This is a genomic window from Halomonas korlensis (assembly GCF_900116705.1).
Taxonomy (GTDB): Bacteria; Pseudomonadota; Gammaproteobacteria; order Pseudomonadales; family Halomonadaceae; genus Halomonas; species Halomonas korlensis.
The window spans coordinates 69,893-86,105 of record NZ_FPBP01000005.1 but is presented as its reverse complement, the minus strand read 5'-3'; the positions used below and the strand labels follow the sequence as shown (position 1 = coordinate 86,105).

Below are 16,213 nucleotides of genomic sequence, written 5' to 3'. Positions count from 1 at the left end.
ATGGAGGAATTTCCCATGCTGACGCCTTTCCATCTCGCCGTTCAGGTCCGCGACCTGGCGGAAGCGCAGGGCTTTTATGGAGACCTGCTGGGCTGTCCGCAGGGCCGCTCCAGTGATACCTGGGTCGATTTCAATCTTTTCGGTCACCAGTTCGTTTGCCATCTCAATCCGGCCCTGGGTGACAAGGGCATCGACGACCACCGCAACCCCGTCGATGGTCATGGCGTCCCGGTGCCCCATTTCGGCGTGGTGCTGGAGATGAGCGACTGGGAAGCGCTGGTCGACCGGCTGACCGCGGCGGGGGTGCGTTTCGAGATCGAGCCCTACATCCGCTTTCGCGGCGAACCCGGTGAACAGGCCACCATGTTCTTCCGTGACCCCAGCGGCAATGCGCTCGAGTTCAAGGCGTTTCGTGATATCGAGGGGCAGCTGTTTGCGACCTGACAGGTCACGTTGTCTTGCGGGAGGGCCGTCGCTCTGCTGCAATAGAGTTTTTTCGTCAGGAGCAAGAGGATGGCAATGAAACCCTGGATGCCGCTGGTCATGGCCCTCACATTGAGCCTGGGGCTTTCGGCCTGTGGCAATGGTGAGGACGAACCCGAACCATCCCAGACCGAGCCGTCCCAGACTGAGCCGAGCCAGCCTGAAGCGGAGCAGGAAGCCCCGGAAACGCCTGAGACATCGGACGCTGCCGCCGAGGAAAGCGACGCCGCTTCCGAGGCGCCGCCTGCTGACGACACCGTAACGGACGCGGACCCTGCGCCGGGTAGCGACGCCGACCCCGATGCCCCGACAGCCGAGGGCAACGAGGCCACGGCAAGCGATGATGGCGAGGTCGAGGCCGACACCGAGACGACACTCGGCGAATCGCCGGGCACCAGTCTGGAAGGGGACGAGGCGTTACCTGGAGAAACCACCAGTGATGACGTGGATGCCATCATCGAGGAGCAGGAGCGGCGCTTCGACGAGGCTAGCCAGCGCATCGACGAGCAGTTCGAGCAGGTAGAAAGTCAGCCGGCCCTGCCGGATAGCCTCGACGAAGAAACGCTGGACTCGGAAATGCAGGCACTGGACTCGGAAATGGAGTCGACTGATGATATCGGCTCGACAATCGACGAGGAAGCCGCCCAAGCCGGTGAGCCTACCAGTCGCGATATCGACGCCATCATCGAGGAGCAGGAGCGGCGCTTCGAGGAAGCCAGTCGACGCCTGGAAGAGCAGTTCGAGCAAGTCGGCGAAGACGAGATGCCCGAACTGGAACCCATGGAGATCGACGAGCCACTGGAAATCGACGAACCCATGGCCGAACCCATGGAAAGTGACGATCCTGCCGGCCTCGACGAATCCCCTTGAGTCTGACGCTGACGCCTCGTGAGGTAAGTCGTCACAACACAAAGAAGGCCCACCGTCAGGTGGGCCTTCCTGTTTCGCTGTATGGTAAGGGTCGCGGCTAGTGCCTGGCTGGCTTACTGTATCCTGCCAGCCGGACAGGACCGTACCGCTGCTACAGCGCCGTATCGCTGGATGAGTTAGTGCTCAGTTGGCGAGACGGATGTTGGAGGCCTGAAGGCCCTTCTTGCCTTGAGTGACCTCGAAGGAGACCTTCTGGCCATCCTGGAGGCTCTTGAAACCTTCAGCCTGAATTTCGGAGAAGTGGGCGAACAGATCATCCCCGCCATCATCGGGAGAAATGAAGCCGTAGCCTTTAGTGTCGTTGAACCACTTGACAGTGCCAGTTGCCATTATCGATTTCCTTAACTTACTGTAATGATCATGCAGGGTACCCGAGGTGGATTCGAGCGCCCCAAATGCACAGGTGCTACAAGGAAAGTTCATTAATGCCGTATCGACAGAGTCGAGATGCCATCGACAAACCTTACTCTTAAACCTGCACAGCGGTTGATGCGACAACGCTTGACCTAGGCTGTGCGGCCCTTCGTCTCGCGCGTTGCAAATACCCGCAAAAATCACTTTAGTTGTAAAGCCGTCACGCGTCCAGCAACGGATTTACGCATTTTTTTCATCTTCACGTGAGGCTCGTTATGTGGGTGGATGACCAATTCTGGCCCTTTCTGGTGGCCATCACCTTGTTGACCGTAAGCCCCGGGGTCGACACCTTGCTGGTCATTCGCAACACTGCGCGAGGCGGCATACGCGACGGGATACTGACCAGTCTGGCCATCAGCTGTGGGCTTTTTGTGCATGCCGGGGTGTCGGCGTTGGGCATCTCGCTGATTCTGCTGCAATCGGTCTGGGCCTTCGGTCTTCTCAAGCTTGCGGGGGCCGCCTACCTGATATGGCTGGGGGTGACGAGCCTGCTGGCCGCCCGTCGTGGGCGGGGATTGATGTTTGCCGGCAGGCCCGGTGAACCTCAGCGAGTATCGGTCTGGCGCCCGTTGCGGGAGGGCTTTCTCTCCAATGTGCTCAACCCCAAGACGGTGGTGTTCTACATGGCCTTCCTGCCACAGTTCATCGCCCCGGGCGATCCTGCCCTCGCCAAGTCATTGTGGCTGGCCGGCGTACATTTCATGATTGCCAATGCCTGGCAGGTGGCCATTGCCATGACGGTCGGAACGGCCGGCGAATGGTTAAGTAGCCCGCGGTTCGCTCGCTGGCTCAATGGCATCACGGGGACGGTGCTGGTCGCGCTGGGCGTGAAACTGGCATTGCAGCGCTTGCCGGGCTGACGATCATACCCACGAAAACGCCCGGCATTGGCCGGGCGGTAGTCGGGGGGACGGGATGGGCGCGAAGACTAGCGACGCGCGAGCAGCGATACGTCGTAGCGCACGGTCTTCTCGGCAGCACTCAGCATCGAGACCCCTTCGCTGTTGCCATCGTTGGCGAGACTTTCGAAGATCGCCCGATAGGAGAGGACCGCCTGGACGTAGGCGCGCGTCTCGCGGAAGGGGATGCTCTCGACGAACAGGTCGAACTCCTCGGGGGCCTCGCGTAGCCAGCGGTCGACCCGGCCGGGGCCGGCATTGTAGGCGGCGGTGGCGGCCAGGCGGTTGCCGCGGTAACGATCCAGCATGTCACGAATATAGGTGCTGCCGAGCCGGATGTTGGTTTCGGGGTCGAGCACACCGTACGGGCCGGGGTCGGCGATGCCCAGTTGACGGCTGAGCTGGGTGGCAGTGGCTGGCATCAGCTGCATCAGACCCCGGGCCCCGGCAGGGGAAAGCGCCGCTGGATTGTAGGCACTCTCGCGACGCGCGATCCCCATCAGCAGATAGGGGTCGACATCGTTCTGCTGCCCCCAATGGATGAAGTCGTCTCGATAGGCTTCGGGAAAGCGCCAATCCAGCGCATCCCACATGCCACCGGCAATAGTGGTCTGGACCAGCTTGGCCAGCCAGCCGCGGCGCTGGGCATAATCCGCCATGGCTCTTGCCTCGCGCGGGCTGGCGTTGGCCACCGCGCGATACCATTCGCTGCCTGCCAGCCCCGGCTCACCGATGCGCACCAGGGCCTCTGTGCGCCGAACCACCGGCCAGCTCTCGACCTCTTGCCGGTAATCGTCATCGAAGCCGTTGCGCTCCAGGTTCAGGGCGTAGGGACGCTCGAGGCGGTCGGCCGCGGCGAAGCCGTAAAAGCTGCGCTGATCGGCGGCGGCGGCATAGGCGGACTCCGCCGTGACAGGATCGCCGAGCTGTTCGAGTGCCCGGCCCAGCCAGTATTGCCAACGGGCGTCCTGGCGGGGATCGTCGGGCATACGATGGATCCAGTCGATGACGGCCTGCCAGTCGCGTTCGGTCAGGGCATCGCGAACCCGCAGTTCCAGCAGTTCGGGGTCTGCGAGTCGCGCCACCGTGTCGTCGGTCCAGCCCCGATGACGGTCGATATCCCGCACCAGGGCATAGAAGGCGAGGTCGCGCTCGATGGTTTCTCGATGCATGGTATCGATTGCCAGGTGTGGTGCGATCTTGCGCCAGGCCTCGAGGGCGGCTTCGGTGTCGGCGCGGGTGAAACCATGCATGGCCGCGGCGAAGAGTGATCCGCTGCCCTGGCAGTCGGGGCCGATGCAGGTCGGGATGCGAGTCACGGCGCTGAAATCTTTCTTCAGACGTGCGAGGGCGTCGCGCCCATCCTGCCAACGGCTGCCGAGCATGCGGTCGAGATAGCGCACCAGGCCGGTTTCACCGGCCTGCCAGGCCAGCATCATGCGCGCCCAGACGTCGCTTTCGCTGATCTCGCCCCTGTCGCGCAGGGTCTGGAAGAGCGTATCGCAGGCTCCCGGCTGGGAGTGACCTACTCGCCATAGCTCACGCCCGCCCTCGGCGGCGACCTGTGGCTCGCGGCCGAGCAAGGCCGAGTAATAGTGGCATTGGCGCTCGGCACTCGCAGGAACACCGTCGGCGACGGTGAGCAGGTTATCGTAGCGACCGGCCTCGCCATAGCGAGCAATGGCCTGGCCGCGCATCCAGTCACTGAGCGGTGAATCCGCGTAACGCTCGAGATAGGCCAGCACCTCCTGCGGGTCGGCATAGGGGAGGCGCTGAAGCAGGCCGTGATAGGCCACGTAGCCGACCAGGACATGGTCCTCGATGGCGACGTGATCGATCTCCTGCCATTGCTTCTGGCGGGCCGCCTCAAGCGCTTCGCGCATGGCGTCGTCGTTCGCTTGCGCCACCATCGGTGACAGCGTGCCCAGCAGAATGGTCGCTGCGAGAGCGCGCCGACAACGAGACCAGCCACGAGAGAAGAGGCGTGTAGGCATCGAGAAACCTCATGAGATGAAGGTGATCGGCTAATGAGGTAGGTGATCGTCTATAGTGATCATCTTCGCCGATGATGGGGTAGATGAGTAGTGTCGCGCCACCACGACAGTTACCGCAAGGCATGTCGGGCTAGTATGGCAATATGGGTGGCCGGCGGGGTCGCCACGGTCAGCAAGGAGGACATGAAATGGCCAAGAAAGGCGGTTTGACACGGGTGGGACGATTGAGGCGCCGTTCGCGGATGCTGGGACAGATAGCTGGCGCCCTCAAATGGTTTCTGCCCATGACCCGCGATGTGCTGAGCGGTCGTTATCGACCGGTGCCCTGGCGCGCGTTCGCTTGGATGCTGGCGGCGCTGGCCTATCTGATATCGCCTCTGGACCTGATTCCCGACTTTATTATGCTGCTGGGCCTGGTCGACGACGTCTTCATCGTCGGCTGGCTGCTCACACGCGTTGACATGGCGCTCTCGGACTACCGTCACTGGCGTGATGCCCGGGACGCTCCGAGCGAGTAGTGCGCTTGAAATCCTCTTGTCGAGCCCCATATCTCTTCCAGCCTTGGAATCGTCGGCGCGCCTGCGCCGTCGTGATGTGCATTCGATGAAGGATTCGATAAATGACTACTGCTACGCGTGAAGAGACACTGGGTTTTCAGACCGAGGTCAAACAGCTTCTGAACCTGATGATCCACTCCCTGTACTCCAACCGGGAGATATTCCTGCGCGAGTTGATCTCCAATGCCGCCGACGCCTGCGACAAGCTGCGTTATCAAGCGCTGGACAACGATGCGCTTTATGAAGGCGACAGCGAACTGCGCGTCGAGATCGAACACGATGCCGAGGCCGGCACCGTCACTCTGCGTGACAACGGTATCGGCATGAATCGCGATGAGGTGATCGAGAATCTCGGCACCATCGCACGTAGCGGTACCGCCGAGTTCCTCAAGCAACTCTCCGGTGAGCAGCAGAAGGATGCGCGACTGATTGGCCAGTTCGGCGTCGGTTTCTATTCCAGCTTCATCGTCGCCGATGAGGTCACCGTGCGAACCCGCAAGGCCGGCACCAACAAGTCAGAGGGCGTCGAGTGGCAATCGAAGGGCGAAGGCGAATTCACCGTCGCCGACATCGAGCGGGACCTTCACGGCACCGAGATCACCCTGCACCTGAAGGAGGACGCGAAGGAGTTTGCCGACGACTTCCGCTTGCAGAGCCTGGTGCGCAAGTACTCGGATCACATCGAAGTGCCGGTTCGCATGCCGAAGATCGAGACGGCCAAGGATGAGGATGGCAATGAGATCGAAGGCAGCGAGACGACTACCTGGGAAACGGTGAACGAGGCCACGGCCCTCTGGGTTCGTCCCAAGAGTGATCTTACTGATGACGAATACAAGGCCTTCTACAAGCATGTCGCTCACGATTTCAGCGACCCGTTGGTCTGGAGCCATAACAAGGTCGAGGGCAAGCTCGAGTACGTGAGCCTGCTTTATGTGCCGAGTCGCGCGCCTTTCGATCTTTATGAGCGTGACGGTGCTCGTGGAGTGAAACTCTACGTGCAGCGTGTCTTCATCATGGACGATGCCGAGCAGTTCCTGCCGCTGTACCTACGCTTCATCAAGGGCGTGCTGGATACCCGCGAGCTATCGCTCAATGTGTCCCGTGAGCTGCTCCAGCAGGACCCCAAGGTCGAGAAGATCAAGAGTGCCTTGACCAAGCGGGCGCTGGATATGCTCAAGAAGCTCGCCAAGGACCCGGAAGGCTATCAGACCTTCTGGAACAACTTCGGCAGCGTACTCAAGGAAGGGCCGGCAGAAGACTATGCCAACCGCGAGAAGATCGCCTCGCTGCTGCGCTTCTCCACTACTCACACCGACAGCGCTACCCAGGATCAGTCCCTGGCGCAGTACGTTGAGCGCATGAAGGAAGGGCAGCAGAAGATCTATTACATCGTCGCCGACGGGTTCAACGCGACCAAGAACAGCCCCCATCTGGAAATCTTCCGCAAGAAGGGCATCGAGGTGCTGCTGCTGCACGACCGCATCGATGAGTGGCTGATGAGCCATCTCACCGAGTTCGAGGGCAAGAGCTTCGTTGATGTAGCCAAGGGCGATCTCGACCTCGGCGATGTTGAGGATGAAGAAGAAAAGCAGGCGCAGGAAGATACCGCCAAGGCCAAGGAAGGGCTGGTCAAGCGCGTCAAGGAGGCCCTCGGAGATGAGGTGCAAGAGGTGAAGGTTACGCATCGCCTGACTGATTCGCCGGCCTGCGTGGTGCTGCCCGAGCACGAGATGGGTTTCCAGATGCGTCGCATCATGGAGGCTGCGGGGCAGAAGATGCCCGAGGTCAAGCCGATTCTCGAGCTCAATCCCGAGCATGCCCTTGTCGCGCGCCTTGAAAGCGTCGAGGGCGAGGGATTCGCGGATCTTGCCCGCATTCTGCTGGATCAGGCGATCCTGGCGGAGGGCGGCCATCTCGACGATCCCGCTGCCTACGTCAAGCGACTCAATGCGCTGTTGACTGCCTGACGCATCGTTCAAATAAGCGGATGAGAGTGAGCTTTATCACCCCCGCTGGCCGGTCGGTCAGCGGGGGTGATGTATTGTGCAGCGCAATATTATTCGGGTTTTCAGCAACCGCCTGCTAACATTCGCCATTGTCGCCGGTTAGGCGCCTGGATCGACAGGGCGTCGCCGTAGCGTATAAATCGTCGAGGGGCGGGAAGTCTACGTTGAAAGTTTGACAGCTTGATGCGTCGTTCCTCGGCTTGTGCGAGGGTGCCACCTACGGTAAGAGTGGCACTCGGGAATCATTCAACAACGATCAAGGCCTGCCACAGGGGGATCGAACGTGAAGATCGGAGCACCCAAAGAGAGTGCTCGGGGGGAGGCGCGTGTCGCGCTGACCCCGGAGAGCGCAAAGCAGATTCAAAAGCTGGGTCATGAGTGCCTGGTCGAGGCTGGCGCCGGTATCGCCGCCGGGTTCGATGACGAGGCCTATCGTGAGGCCGGCGTCACGGTCGTCGAGAATGCCGAGGCACTCTGGGCGGAGGCGGACATCGTCATCAAGGTCCGTGAGCCTTCCGAGCAAGAAGCCGAGCGCCTGCGTCAGGGCCAGACGCTGATTTCGTTCTTCTGGCCGGCACAGAACGAGGCGCTGCTCGACAAGTGCAAGGCGCAGGGCGCCACTGTCATTGCCATGGACATGGTGCCGCGCATTTCGCGGGCGCAGAAGATGGACGCGTTATCCTCCATGGCCAACATCGCGGGCTATCGCGCGGTGATCGAGGCGGGCAACAACTTCGGACGCTTCTTTACCGGCCAGGTGACCGCGGCCGGCAAGGTGCCGCCGGCCAAGGTGCTGATCGTCGGTGCCGGGGTGGCGGGGCTTTCCGCCATCGGTACCGCCACGAGTCTGGGAGCGGTGGTCAGGGCCTTCGACGTGCGTCCCGAAGTGGCCGAGCAGATCGAATCGATGGGTGCCGAGTTTCTGTTTCTTGACTTTGAGGACACTCAGGACGGCTCGGAAAGCGGCGGTTACGCCGCGCCTTCTTCACCGGAATTTCGTGAGAAGCAGCTCGAATGCTTCCGCGAGCAGGCGCCGGATGTCGACATCGTTATCACCACCGCGCTGATTCCTGGCCGGCCGGCTCCCAAGCTGTGGCTCGAGGACATGGTCAAGGCCATGAAGCCGGGCTCGGTGGTCGTCGACCTGGCGGCCGAAAAGGGCGGCAACTGCGACCTGACCAAGCCCGACGAGAAGGTGGTGTCCGACAATGGCGTGACCATCGTTGGCTACACTGACTTCCCGTCGCGCATGGCGACCCAGTCGTCGCTGCTCTACGCCACCAACGTGCGTCACATGCTGACCGATCTCACCCCCGAGAAGGATGGGGCAGTCGTCCATAACATGGAAGATGACGTGATCCGCGGGGCCACGGTGACTCATCAGGGCGAGATCACCTTCCCGCCGCCGCCGCCCAAGGTGAAGGCGATCGCTGCCGCCAAGCCCAAGGAGAAAGTCAAGGAGCCGACGCCCGCTGAGAAGAAGGCCGCCGAGCTCGCCACCTTCAAGGCCCAGACCAAACGCCAGGCGACGCTGCTGGGGGTCGGGGGCGTACTGATGCTGCTGCTCGGCCAGGTGGCGCCGGCCTCGTTCATGCAACATTTCGTGGTCTTCGTGCTGGCCTGCTTCGTGGGCTTCCAGGTGATCTGGGGCGTCAGCCACTCGCTGCATACACCGCTGATGGCGGTCACCAACGCGATCTCGGGCATCATCATTCTCGGGGCGATCCTGCAGATCGGCTCCGGTAGCGTCATCGTGGGGATACTCGCGGCGATCTCGGTGCTGATCGCGTCCATCAATATCGTGGGTGGCTTCCTGGTGACACGCCGGATGCTGGCCATGTTCCAGAAATCCTGAGCGGCGGAGAGACGATATGTTGGGTCAAGGATTCGTATCTGCCGCGGCAATCGCGGCAAGTGTACTGTTCATCCTCTCGCTGGGGGGGTTGAGTAACCAGGAGAAGGCCAAGCGGGCCGTCTGGTACGGCATCGTCGGCATGGCGGTGGCGGTGTTCTTTACCGCCTTCGGGCCGGGGATCGGTGGTTACTGGTGGATGATCCCGATGATGATCATCGGCTCGGCCATTGGCGTCTATGTCGCTCGTAAGGTCGATATGACCGAGATGCCGCAGCTGGTGGCGGCGCTGCACAGCTTCGTCGGCCTGGCGGCGGTGTTCGTTGCCTGGAGTGCCGATCTTGAGCGCCGGCGCGTCATGGCGGCGCGGGCGATTGATGCTTCGGTGGAGGAGTTCTCCGCCTTCGCCGCCCTGGTGGCGACCAAGGCGCCGGACGAGCTGCTGTTCCTGCAGATTGAAGTGGTGCTGGGTATCTTCATCGGCGCGGTGACCTTTACCGGCTCGGTGATCGCCTTCGGCAAGCTCGCCGGCAAGGTCGACGGCAAGCCCAAGCAACTGCCCGGTGGGCATATGCTGAATGCCGGTGCGGCGGGGCTGTCGCTGCTGCTGGCGATCCTCTACCTCAACGGGGCGGGCTTCTGGACGCTGCTGGTCTTGGCTGCACTGGCCTTCTTCATCGGCTATCACCTGATCATGGGCATCGGCGGCGCCGACATGCCGGTCGTCGTGTCGATGCTCAACAGCTATTCGGGCTGGGCCGCGGCCGCGATCGGCTTCACGCTCTCCAACGACCTGTTGATCGTCACCGGCGCGCTGGTGGGTTCTTCCGGTGCAATCCTGTCGTACATCATGTGCAAAGCGATGAATCGTAACTTCATCAACGTGATCCTGGGCGGCTTCGGTGGCAGCCAGGGGCCGGCGGCCGAGATCGAAGGCGAGCAAGTGGCCATCGATGCCGGTGGCGTGGCCAGCGCCCTCAATGATGCCGACAGCGTGGTCATCGTGCCGGGCTACGGCATGGCGGTGGCCCAGGCCCAGAACGCGGTCAGCGAGCTGACCCGCAAGCTGCGCAGCGCCGGCAAGAACGTGCGCTTCGGCATCCACCCGGTGGCCGGGCGTCTGCCGGGGCACATGAACGTGCTGCTGGCCGAGGCCAAGGTGCCCTACGACATCGTGCTGGAAATGGACGAGATCAACGATGACTTCCCCAAGACCGACGTGGTGATCGTCATCGGCTCCAACGACGTCGTCAACCCGGCGGCGCAGGAGGATCCCAATAGCCCGATTGCCGGCATGCCGGTGCTGGAGGTCTGGAAGGCCAAGCAGGTGTTCGTCTGCAAGCGTGGCCAGGGCACCGGCTACTCCGGCATCGAGAACCCGCTGTTCTTCAAGGACAACACGCGAATGTTCTATGGCGATGCCCGCGCGAGCATCGATTCGCTGTTGCACCTGGTCGACTGACGGCAGCACCTACGAGAGTGACGGCCGATACTGGTCGGTCCGTGTCACTGTCTTCTTGACGCCCCCTTGCCGGGGGCGTTTTTCGTTACAATGCTTCCAACACTCTCCCTTTCATTCTTCATCACTTTCATTCGGTGTCATCATGTCCGACGTTACCATGCGGGTGGCAGTGCTCGGCGGCGGCAGCTTCGGCACGGCGCTTGCCAGCATCGCTGCCGACAACGGAGCCCGGGTATGCCAGTGGCTGCGCGATCCCGAGTTGGCGGCACAAATCAATTGCGAACATCGCAATGGCCGGTATCTGCCCGATTACGCCATCAATCCCGCCGTGACGGCCTCCACCGAGATGGCCGAGGTGCTGGAGGGGGCCAAGCTGGTGCTGGTGGCCATTCCTTCCCAAGCTTTTCGTGAGGTGGTACGCCAGGCAAGGCCTTGGCTCAACGCCGAGCAGATCCTCGTCAGCACCACCAAAGGTATCCAGGAAGAGGGCTTCAAGCTGATGAGCCAGATCCTCGAGGAGGAAACCGGCTTTGCGCATATCGGGGTAATTTCCGGCCCTAACCTGGCCTCCGAGGTGGCCCAGAAGCAGCTTACCGCCACGGTGATCGCCAGCGACGACCCCGAGACCCGTACTTGTGTCCAAACGGCGCTGGGTTGCGATTACTTCAGGGTCTACGCCAGCAACGACCGCTTCGGGGTGGAGCTTGGCGGGGCGCTCAAGAATCTCTACGCGATTGCCGCCGGCATGGCCGCCGCGCTCGGCATGGGCGAAAATACCCGCAGCATGCTGATGACCCGCGCGCTGGCCGAGATGGGGCGTTTTGCCGTCGCACGGGGCGCCAACCCCATGACGTTCCTGGGGCTGGCAGGGGTCGGCGACTTGATCGTGACCTGTTCCTCGAACCTGTCGCGCAACTATCGCGTCGGCTATGCGCTGGGCGAGGGCAAGACGCTGGATGAGGCCGTGGCGTCGCTCGGCCAGGTGGCCGAAGGTGTCAACACGGTACGCCTGGTGCGCGAAAAGGCGCTCGAGGATGGCGTCTATATGCCGCTCGCCGAAGGGCTCTATCAAGTGCTTTTCAATGGCGTGCCGGCGCGCGAGATGGCGCGCCTGCTGATGCGTGGCGAGCAGAGCAGCGATGTGGAATTCGTGCTGCCCCGTGAGGACGTCAAGCAGGACCGCCGCGACGCGGGAGCGCCTAATGACTGAGCGACTCTTGATCATGCGTCACGGTCAGGCAGCGCCGGGCCATCCCGATGCAGCGCGGGAGCTGACCCCGCAGGGCCGTCAGGAAGTACGGCGCATCGCGGCCTGGCTCTCGGGGCGGGACGATCTCGACCTGGCGCAGCTACGGCTGCTGGCAAGCCCCTTCGTGCGGGCTCGCCAGACCGCCGACCTGGTCGCCGAAGGGCTGGCAATCGCCCGACCACGACGCGATGTCGAGACACTCGAGAACATCACTCCCGATGACTCCCCTGGCGCTGTGGTGGACTGGCTGCTCGAGCAGGACGACGAGCGTCCGGTACTGATCGTCAGCCATATGCCGTTGGTCGGTGGGCTCATCGGCTTGCTGGTCGACGGGCGAGCCGATGGCGGCCTGGCCTTCCCCACCGGGGCCATTGCCGAACTGACCGCCGACACTCCTGCCGCCGGCTGTGCCCGCCTGGCGCGATTCATCGCTCCCGCGGATATAGCCGGTTGAGGCGCATCCTTGGCGGCGAGGACTCTTTGAGTGGGGGATGCAAGTTTGCGAGGATGATAGAAATGACTGCATGAATTGACCGCCTAGATCAGCACGAGCAGCTTCAAGGCGAAAATGCCTGCGGTGACGGTCAAGCTTGCCATCAACGTGCTGATGGCAATGATGTTGGCCGCCAGCTTGGCATCGCCGCCCATCGCCTTGACCATCACGAAGCTGGCCGCCGCCGTCGGGCTGGCAAAGAAAAGAAACAGCAGCCCCAGCTCACGCCCGGAAAATCCCACCAGCCAGGCGCCGGCGGTGGCGAGGACGGGTAGGGTGACCATCTTCAGCAGACTGGCCCCCATGGCGGGGCCATAGGATTGACGCAGAGCACTGACCGAGAGCGTTGCGCCGATGCAGACCAATGCCAGGGGCAGAGTCAGTGACGCGAAATACTCACCCGACGTCATCAGCCAGGCCGGCAGGTCAATCTCCAGAATCGCCAAGGGTAGCGCCGCCAGCACCGCCAGGATCAAGGGGTTGCGAGCGACATGCTTGGCGATGCTGCGCCAGTTGGCATCCTTGCCCGGCCGGTATGCCGCGAGCACGATCACCGACAGTACGTTATAGCTCAGAATCACCACCCCCAGCAGCAACCCGCCGGCCGAGAGGCCATAATCGCCGTACATGCTGGCCGCCAGCGCCAGCCCAACGATACCGCAGTTGCCGCGAAACGCGCCCTGAACGTAGACCCCTCGATCGGCATGGCTTACTCGCCACAGGGCCCAGGCCCAGCTCAGCAGAAAACTTGCCAGGGTCGCCAGCGCAAAATAGACCATCAGCCAGGGATGGAAGGCCGTCTCGATATCGGCCTTGATCAGGCTCAGAAAGATCAGGGTCGGCATGGTGGCCTTGAATACCAGCGCCGAGGCGGTCGCAACGAAGCCCTGGTCGATCCAGCCGGCGCGTTTGAGCACCAGGCCGATAAACACCATAGCGAACACGGGAAGCGTGATCTCCAGTGTGCCGAGGAATATTTCGACAGGACTCATACGCAGGTGGATCTCAGCAGGTGAGAGGCGTTGGGCATAACTGGGGTTCTTCGTCTTTAGGCATCTGAGAATCGCTCCCGAGGGCCAGGAGCGACAACCGGTAACCCAGCATATGCACCCCGCTGCATGCATACAACTTTGGTCGCGATCACCATGATGGCGCTTGCGAGACGGCAATCCAAACATTAATTTGTTGCTTGTATGATGTATGACAGCAACGCACGGTCGATTGTTGTCCCTCCCCAGGCGAGACGGCGCAGCGAACCCAAGCCGTCGCCACCGCAGGCCACATTGACGCGCAGAAGAGGACAAACGGGTGAAATTTTCAGTAGATGAGGTGACACGCGCCCTGGGAAATGGATTGCTCTCCTTTCCCATCACCGACTTTGACGAGCAGGGCAACTTCGACCCGGACAGCTACCGCCAGCGCCTGGCGTGGTTTATCAGCCATGACATCTCGGCCGTCTTCGTGGCGGGCGGCACCGGTGAGTTCTTCAACCTGTCGCTCGAGGAATACCGTGAGATCGTCACCCTGGCGGTCGAGGTGGTGGACGGCAAGTTACCGGTGATTGCCAGCGCCGGCTTGAGCGTCGGCAGCGGCCAGGCGTTCGCCAAGGCCGCCGAAGAGGCGGGGGCCGACGGGATCCTGCTGATGCCGCCCTACCTGACTGAATGCCCGCAGGACGGGCTGGTCGAATACGCCCGGCAGATCTGCGATGCCACCTCGCTCAATGTCGTTTACTACAACCGCGGCAACGGCATTCTCACGGCCGCCTCCGTCCAGGCACTGGCCGACCGCTGCGCCAATCTCATTGCGCTCAAGGACGGCAAGGGCGACATGCAGGCGCTGAACAAGATCGTCAAGACGGTCGGCGATCGACTGGTCTATATCGGGGGCGTGCCCACCGCCGAAATCTTCGCCGAGGCGTACCTCTCCATCGGCGTCAACACCTATTCCTCGGCCGTGTTCAACTTCGTGCCCGACATGGCCGTCACCTTCTACCAGGCACTGCGCAAGGGCAACCGGGAAGCCGTCAAGCAGATCACCAACGACTTCTTCATTCCCTTCGTGGACCTCAGGGATCGGAAGGCCGGCTATGCCGTCAGCCTGATCAAGGCGGGTGCCGCGATCATCGGGCGCCCGGCGGGCCGCGTTCGCGCCCCGTTGAGCATGCCCACTTCCGAAGAATGCCAGCAGCTCGAGACGCTGATTGGTATCGCCAAGCAACGCTAGACCGACAACAAGCGAACGAGGTGAAAGCATGACTGTATCCAAGAAAACCCTGACAGGACTGGGCTCCGCCGTCGTCATGGCATCCATGACCTTCGGTGCCGGCATCGCCATGGCTCAGGATGGCCCGCTGCGTGGCAATATCCGTGTCGTCATCGGCTCCACGTCGACCGGGGGTGATACCTATCAGAACTCCACCATCGTCGTGGACAAGCTGGCCGAGCAGCTCGACCTCAACATGAAGGTCGATGCCGTCGGGGCGAGTTCGGCGTTCCGCACGCTGGACCGGGACTCTCGCGGCAATACCTTGATGATCTTCCACGACCAGTCCTACCTGGGGTATCTGTATGGCGTGGAGGGCTACGACAACATTTTCGAGAAGTACACCGTCGGGCCGACCGTCGCCATCAACCCGGGCAACGCCTATCTGGTGCCCAAGGACTCGCCGTACGAGACTCTCGACGACATCATCGCCGCGGTGGGCGACGGCGAGGAGGTGCGCGTGGCGATCCAGCCGGGCGGTGTCTCCGAGATCGGCTTCAGTGCCCTGAAGAACGCCATCTCCATCGAGCACCCGGGCCAGGAGGACAATCTGGTTGCTGTCAATACTGGCTCCCAGTCGGACAAGAACCAGCAGCTCTTCGACGGTCAGGCGGACGTGATCAACGGCACCGTGCAGGCCAACGAGCAGTACACCCGACTGCCGGAAGACGACCAGAAGGCCATGCGCTTCGTCTGGCTGACCGCGCGTCAGGACACCATCGAGCAGGCGCCGGAAGAGGGCCTGGGCCAGACCACCCGCGAACAGCTGCTGGAGTACGTGGAGCCCAACGTTCACGTCACCATGGGTGACGACGAGACCTTCACCTTCGATAAGGAATTCTTTTTCCTCTACAACAAGGACATGGACCCAGCCATCGTGGACCAGATCGACGAGGCCCTCACCGAGATCTATGCCGAAGGCGAGATCCAGGAAGTCCAGAAGAATTCCTTCTTCATCCCCAACTTCAAGCCGTCCGAAGAGGCCACGGAGTATCTACAAGAGAAGATGTCACGCTACGAAGAGATCATCGAAAACATTCAGTAAGTGAACCGGCATCGGCGGCGCCATGTCGCCGGTGCCCCCGCCATATGGCATGAACCGCTATAGAACACTGCCGGCAGGAGATCTTCCTGCCCGTTCCCGGAGCCGCTATGGAATCAGGTCTCTCAAGTCTGCTTAGCGTCTCGATAGATTTCGAGACCTCCCATCTGTACTTCCCAAGAATCATCCACTGGATCATGGCGGGGCTGTTTGCGGTGATCCTGGTGACCAAGGTGGCCCCCTTCCTGGTCGCGGTGAAGCGCGGAGAGCGGACCCTGCCCATCGTGGGGGAGCCCATGGATGGCTGGCGATTCTTCGGCACCCTGGCGCTGATCGTGGCCTATTTCTACCTGATGACAGTGGTGGGCGATATGTTCCCGTATACGGGCTATGGCTTCCTGTTCGTCTCGATGGCGTTCGTGCTCCTGATGTCGCTGATGTACATGCACGAATGGACAAAGAAGTCACTAACCATCGTGGTGGTCAATGCCGTCGTCGCCCCTAGTCTGGCCTGGTTCGTTCTCGCCAAGCTATTCACTATCACCCTGCCGTGACCGAAGCGAGTGC

Annotated in this window: 15 protein-coding genes; 12 read left to right on the top strand and 3 right to left on the bottom strand. The window is 61.9% G+C overall.

Annotated features, from left to right (window positions below; genetic code table 11):
• The first annotated feature begins 15 nt into the window (after positions 1-15).
• Entirely contained in the window at positions 16-444 is a 429-nt protein-coding gene (locus BM341_RS08640) for a VOC family protein (RefSeq protein WP_089794953.1), read from the top strand.
• 69 nt (positions 445-513) lie between these two features.
• Entirely contained in the window at positions 514-1,353 is an 840-nt protein-coding gene (locus tag BM341_RS08635; RefSeq protein WP_089794951.1) for a putative sodium/potassium/calcium exchanger, read from the top strand.
• A 183-nt stretch (positions 1,354-1,536) separates the two neighbouring features.
• Here BM341_RS08635 and BM341_RS08630 read toward each other — a convergent pair whose 3' ends face one another.
• On the bottom strand, positions 1,537-1,743 hold the full coding sequence (locus tag BM341_RS08630) for a cold-shock protein (protein WP_089794949.1): 207 nt from the start codon (positions 1,741-1,743) through the stop codon (positions 1,537-1,539).
• Between the two features lie 299 nt (positions 1,744-2,042).
• Here BM341_RS08630 and BM341_RS08625 point away from each other — a divergent pair, with 299 nt between their 5' ends.
• Positions 2,043-2,687: a LysE family translocator gene (locus BM341_RS08625; RefSeq protein WP_175507834.1), complete on the top strand. Its 645-nt coding sequence runs from the start codon at positions 2,043-2,045 to the stop codon at positions 2,685-2,687.
• 68 nt (positions 2,688-2,755) lie between these two features.
• On the opposite strand, the gene BM341_RS08620 is transcribed toward BM341_RS08625, so the two are convergent.
• On the bottom strand, positions 2,756-4,720 hold the full coding sequence (locus BM341_RS08620; RefSeq protein WP_175507833.1) for a transglycosylase SLT domain-containing protein: 1,965 nt from the start codon (positions 4,718-4,720) through the stop codon (positions 2,756-2,758).
• Between the two features lie 188 nt (positions 4,721-4,908).
• Here BM341_RS08620 and BM341_RS08615 point away from each other — a divergent pair, with 188 nt between their 5' ends.
• From BM341_RS08615 to sixA, 6 genes are all read left to right on the top strand, one after another.
• The gene (locus tag BM341_RS08615; protein ID WP_089794945.1) at positions 4,909-5,238 is read left to right on the top strand and encodes a YkvA family protein; all 330 of its coding nucleotides are present in this window, start codon (positions 4,909-4,911) and stop codon (positions 5,236-5,238) included.
• Between the two features lie 101 nt (positions 5,239-5,339).
• Positions 5,340-7,244 carry a molecular chaperone HtpG gene (gene htpG, locus BM341_RS08610; protein WP_089794943.1) on the top strand — a complete coding sequence of 635 codons (1,905 nt, stop codon included), beginning with the start codon at positions 5,340-5,342 and terminating at the stop codon, positions 7,242-7,244.
• 322 nt (positions 7,245-7,566) lie between these two features.
• Positions 7,567-9,138 carry a Re/Si-specific NAD(P)(+) transhydrogenase subunit alpha gene (locus tag BM341_RS08605; RefSeq protein ID WP_089794941.1) on the top strand — a complete coding sequence of 524 codons (1,572 nt, stop codon included), beginning with the start codon at positions 7,567-7,569 and terminating at the stop codon, positions 9,136-9,138.
• Between the two features lie 16 nt (positions 9,139-9,154).
• Positions 9,155-10,597, top strand: coding sequence for an NAD(P)(+) transhydrogenase (Re/Si-specific) subunit beta (locus tag BM341_RS08600; protein ID WP_089794939.1), 1,443 nt, complete (start codon positions 9,155-9,157; stop codon positions 10,595-10,597).
• 142 nt (positions 10,598-10,739) lie between these two features.
• Positions 10,740-11,807: an NAD(P)H-dependent glycerol-3-phosphate dehydrogenase gene (locus BM341_RS08595; RefSeq protein WP_089794937.1), complete on the top strand. Its 1,068-nt coding sequence runs from the start codon at positions 10,740-10,742 to the stop codon at positions 11,805-11,807.
• The gene (gene sixA, locus BM341_RS08590) at positions 11,800-12,300 is read left to right on the top strand and encodes a phosphohistidine phosphatase SixA (RefSeq protein WP_089794935.1); all 501 of its coding nucleotides are present in this window, start codon (positions 11,800-11,802) and stop codon (positions 12,298-12,300) included. The genes BM341_RS08595 and sixA overlap by 8 nt, the downstream gene beginning before the upstream one ends.
• Positions 12,301-12,383: 83 nt before the next feature.
• Here the strand turns inward: sixA and BM341_RS08585 are convergent, their stop codons facing one another.
• Positions 12,384-13,331 (bottom strand): AEC family transporter, encoded by a 948-nt coding sequence (locus BM341_RS08585; protein ID WP_089794933.1) that lies wholly within the window; start codon positions 13,329-13,331, stop codon positions 12,384-12,386.
• Positions 13,332-13,647: 316 nt separating this feature from the next.
• Between BM341_RS08585 and kdgD the strand changes: the two genes are divergently transcribed.
• From kdgD to BM341_RS08570, 3 genes are all read left to right on the top strand, one after another.
• Positions 13,648-14,565 (top strand): 5-dehydro-4-deoxyglucarate dehydratase, encoded by a 918-nt coding sequence (gene kdgD, locus BM341_RS08580; protein WP_089794931.1) that lies wholly within the window; start codon positions 13,648-13,650, stop codon positions 14,563-14,565.
• A gap of 28 nt (positions 14,566-14,593) precedes the next feature.
• Positions 14,594-15,649 carry a type 2 periplasmic-binding domain-containing protein gene (locus tag BM341_RS08575; protein WP_089794929.1) on the top strand — a complete coding sequence of 352 codons (1,056 nt, stop codon included), beginning with the start codon at positions 14,594-14,596 and terminating at the stop codon, positions 15,647-15,649.
• 107 nt (positions 15,650-15,756) lie between these two features.
• Entirely contained in the window at positions 15,757-16,200 is a 444-nt protein-coding gene (locus BM341_RS08570) for a tripartite tricarboxylate transporter TctB family protein (RefSeq protein ID WP_089794927.1), read from the top strand.
• Positions 16,201-16,213 lie beyond the last annotated feature (13 nt).

Excerpts from the sequence above, each read along its gene's own strand:
- BM341_RS08625 (WP_175507834.1), top strand. The coding sequence starts at position 2,043 with ATGTGGGTGGATGACCAATTCTGGCCCTTTCTGGTGGCCATCACCTTG.
- BM341_RS08630 (WP_089794949.1), bottom strand. The coding sequence starts at position 1,743 with ATGGCAACTGGCACTGTCAAGTGGTTCAACGACACTAAAGGCTACGGC.
- sixA (WP_089794935.1), top strand. The coding sequence starts at position 11,800 with ATGACTGAGCGACTCTTGATCATGCGTCACGGTCAGGCAGCGCCGGGC.
- BM341_RS08570 (WP_089794927.1), top strand. The coding sequence starts at position 15,757 with ATGGAATCAGGTCTCTCAAGTCTGCTTAGCGTCTCGATAGATTTCGAG.
- BM341_RS08620 (WP_175507833.1), bottom strand. The coding sequence starts at position 4,720 with ATGCCTACACGCCTCTTCTCTCGTGGCTGGTCTCGTTGTCGGCGCGCT.
- BM341_RS08635 (WP_089794951.1), top strand. The coding sequence starts at position 514 with ATGGCAATGAAACCCTGGATGCCGCTGGTCATGGCCCTCACATTGAGC.
- BM341_RS08615 (WP_089794945.1), top strand. The coding sequence starts at position 4,909 with ATGGCCAAGAAAGGCGGTTTGACACGGGTGGGACGATTGAGGCGCCGT.
- BM341_RS08595 (WP_089794937.1), top strand. The coding sequence starts at position 10,740 with ATGTCCGACGTTACCATGCGGGTGGCAGTGCTCGGCGGCGGCAGCTTC.
- BM341_RS08575 (WP_089794929.1), top strand. The coding sequence starts at position 14,594 with ATGACTGTATCCAAGAAAACCCTGACAGGACTGGGCTCCGCCGTCGTC.
- BM341_RS08640 (WP_089794953.1), top strand. The coding sequence starts at position 16 with ATGCTGACGCCTTTCCATCTCGCCGTTCAGGTCCGCGACCTGGCGGAA.
- BM341_RS08600 (WP_089794939.1), top strand. The coding sequence starts at position 9,155 with ATGTTGGGTCAAGGATTCGTATCTGCCGCGGCAATCGCGGCAAGTGTA.
- BM341_RS08585 (WP_089794933.1), bottom strand. The coding sequence starts at position 13,331 with ATGAGTCCTGTCGAAATATTCCTCGGCACACTGGAGATCACGCTTCCC.
- htpG (WP_089794943.1), top strand. The coding sequence starts at position 5,340 with ATGACTACTGCTACGCGTGAAGAGACACTGGGTTTTCAGACCGAGGTC.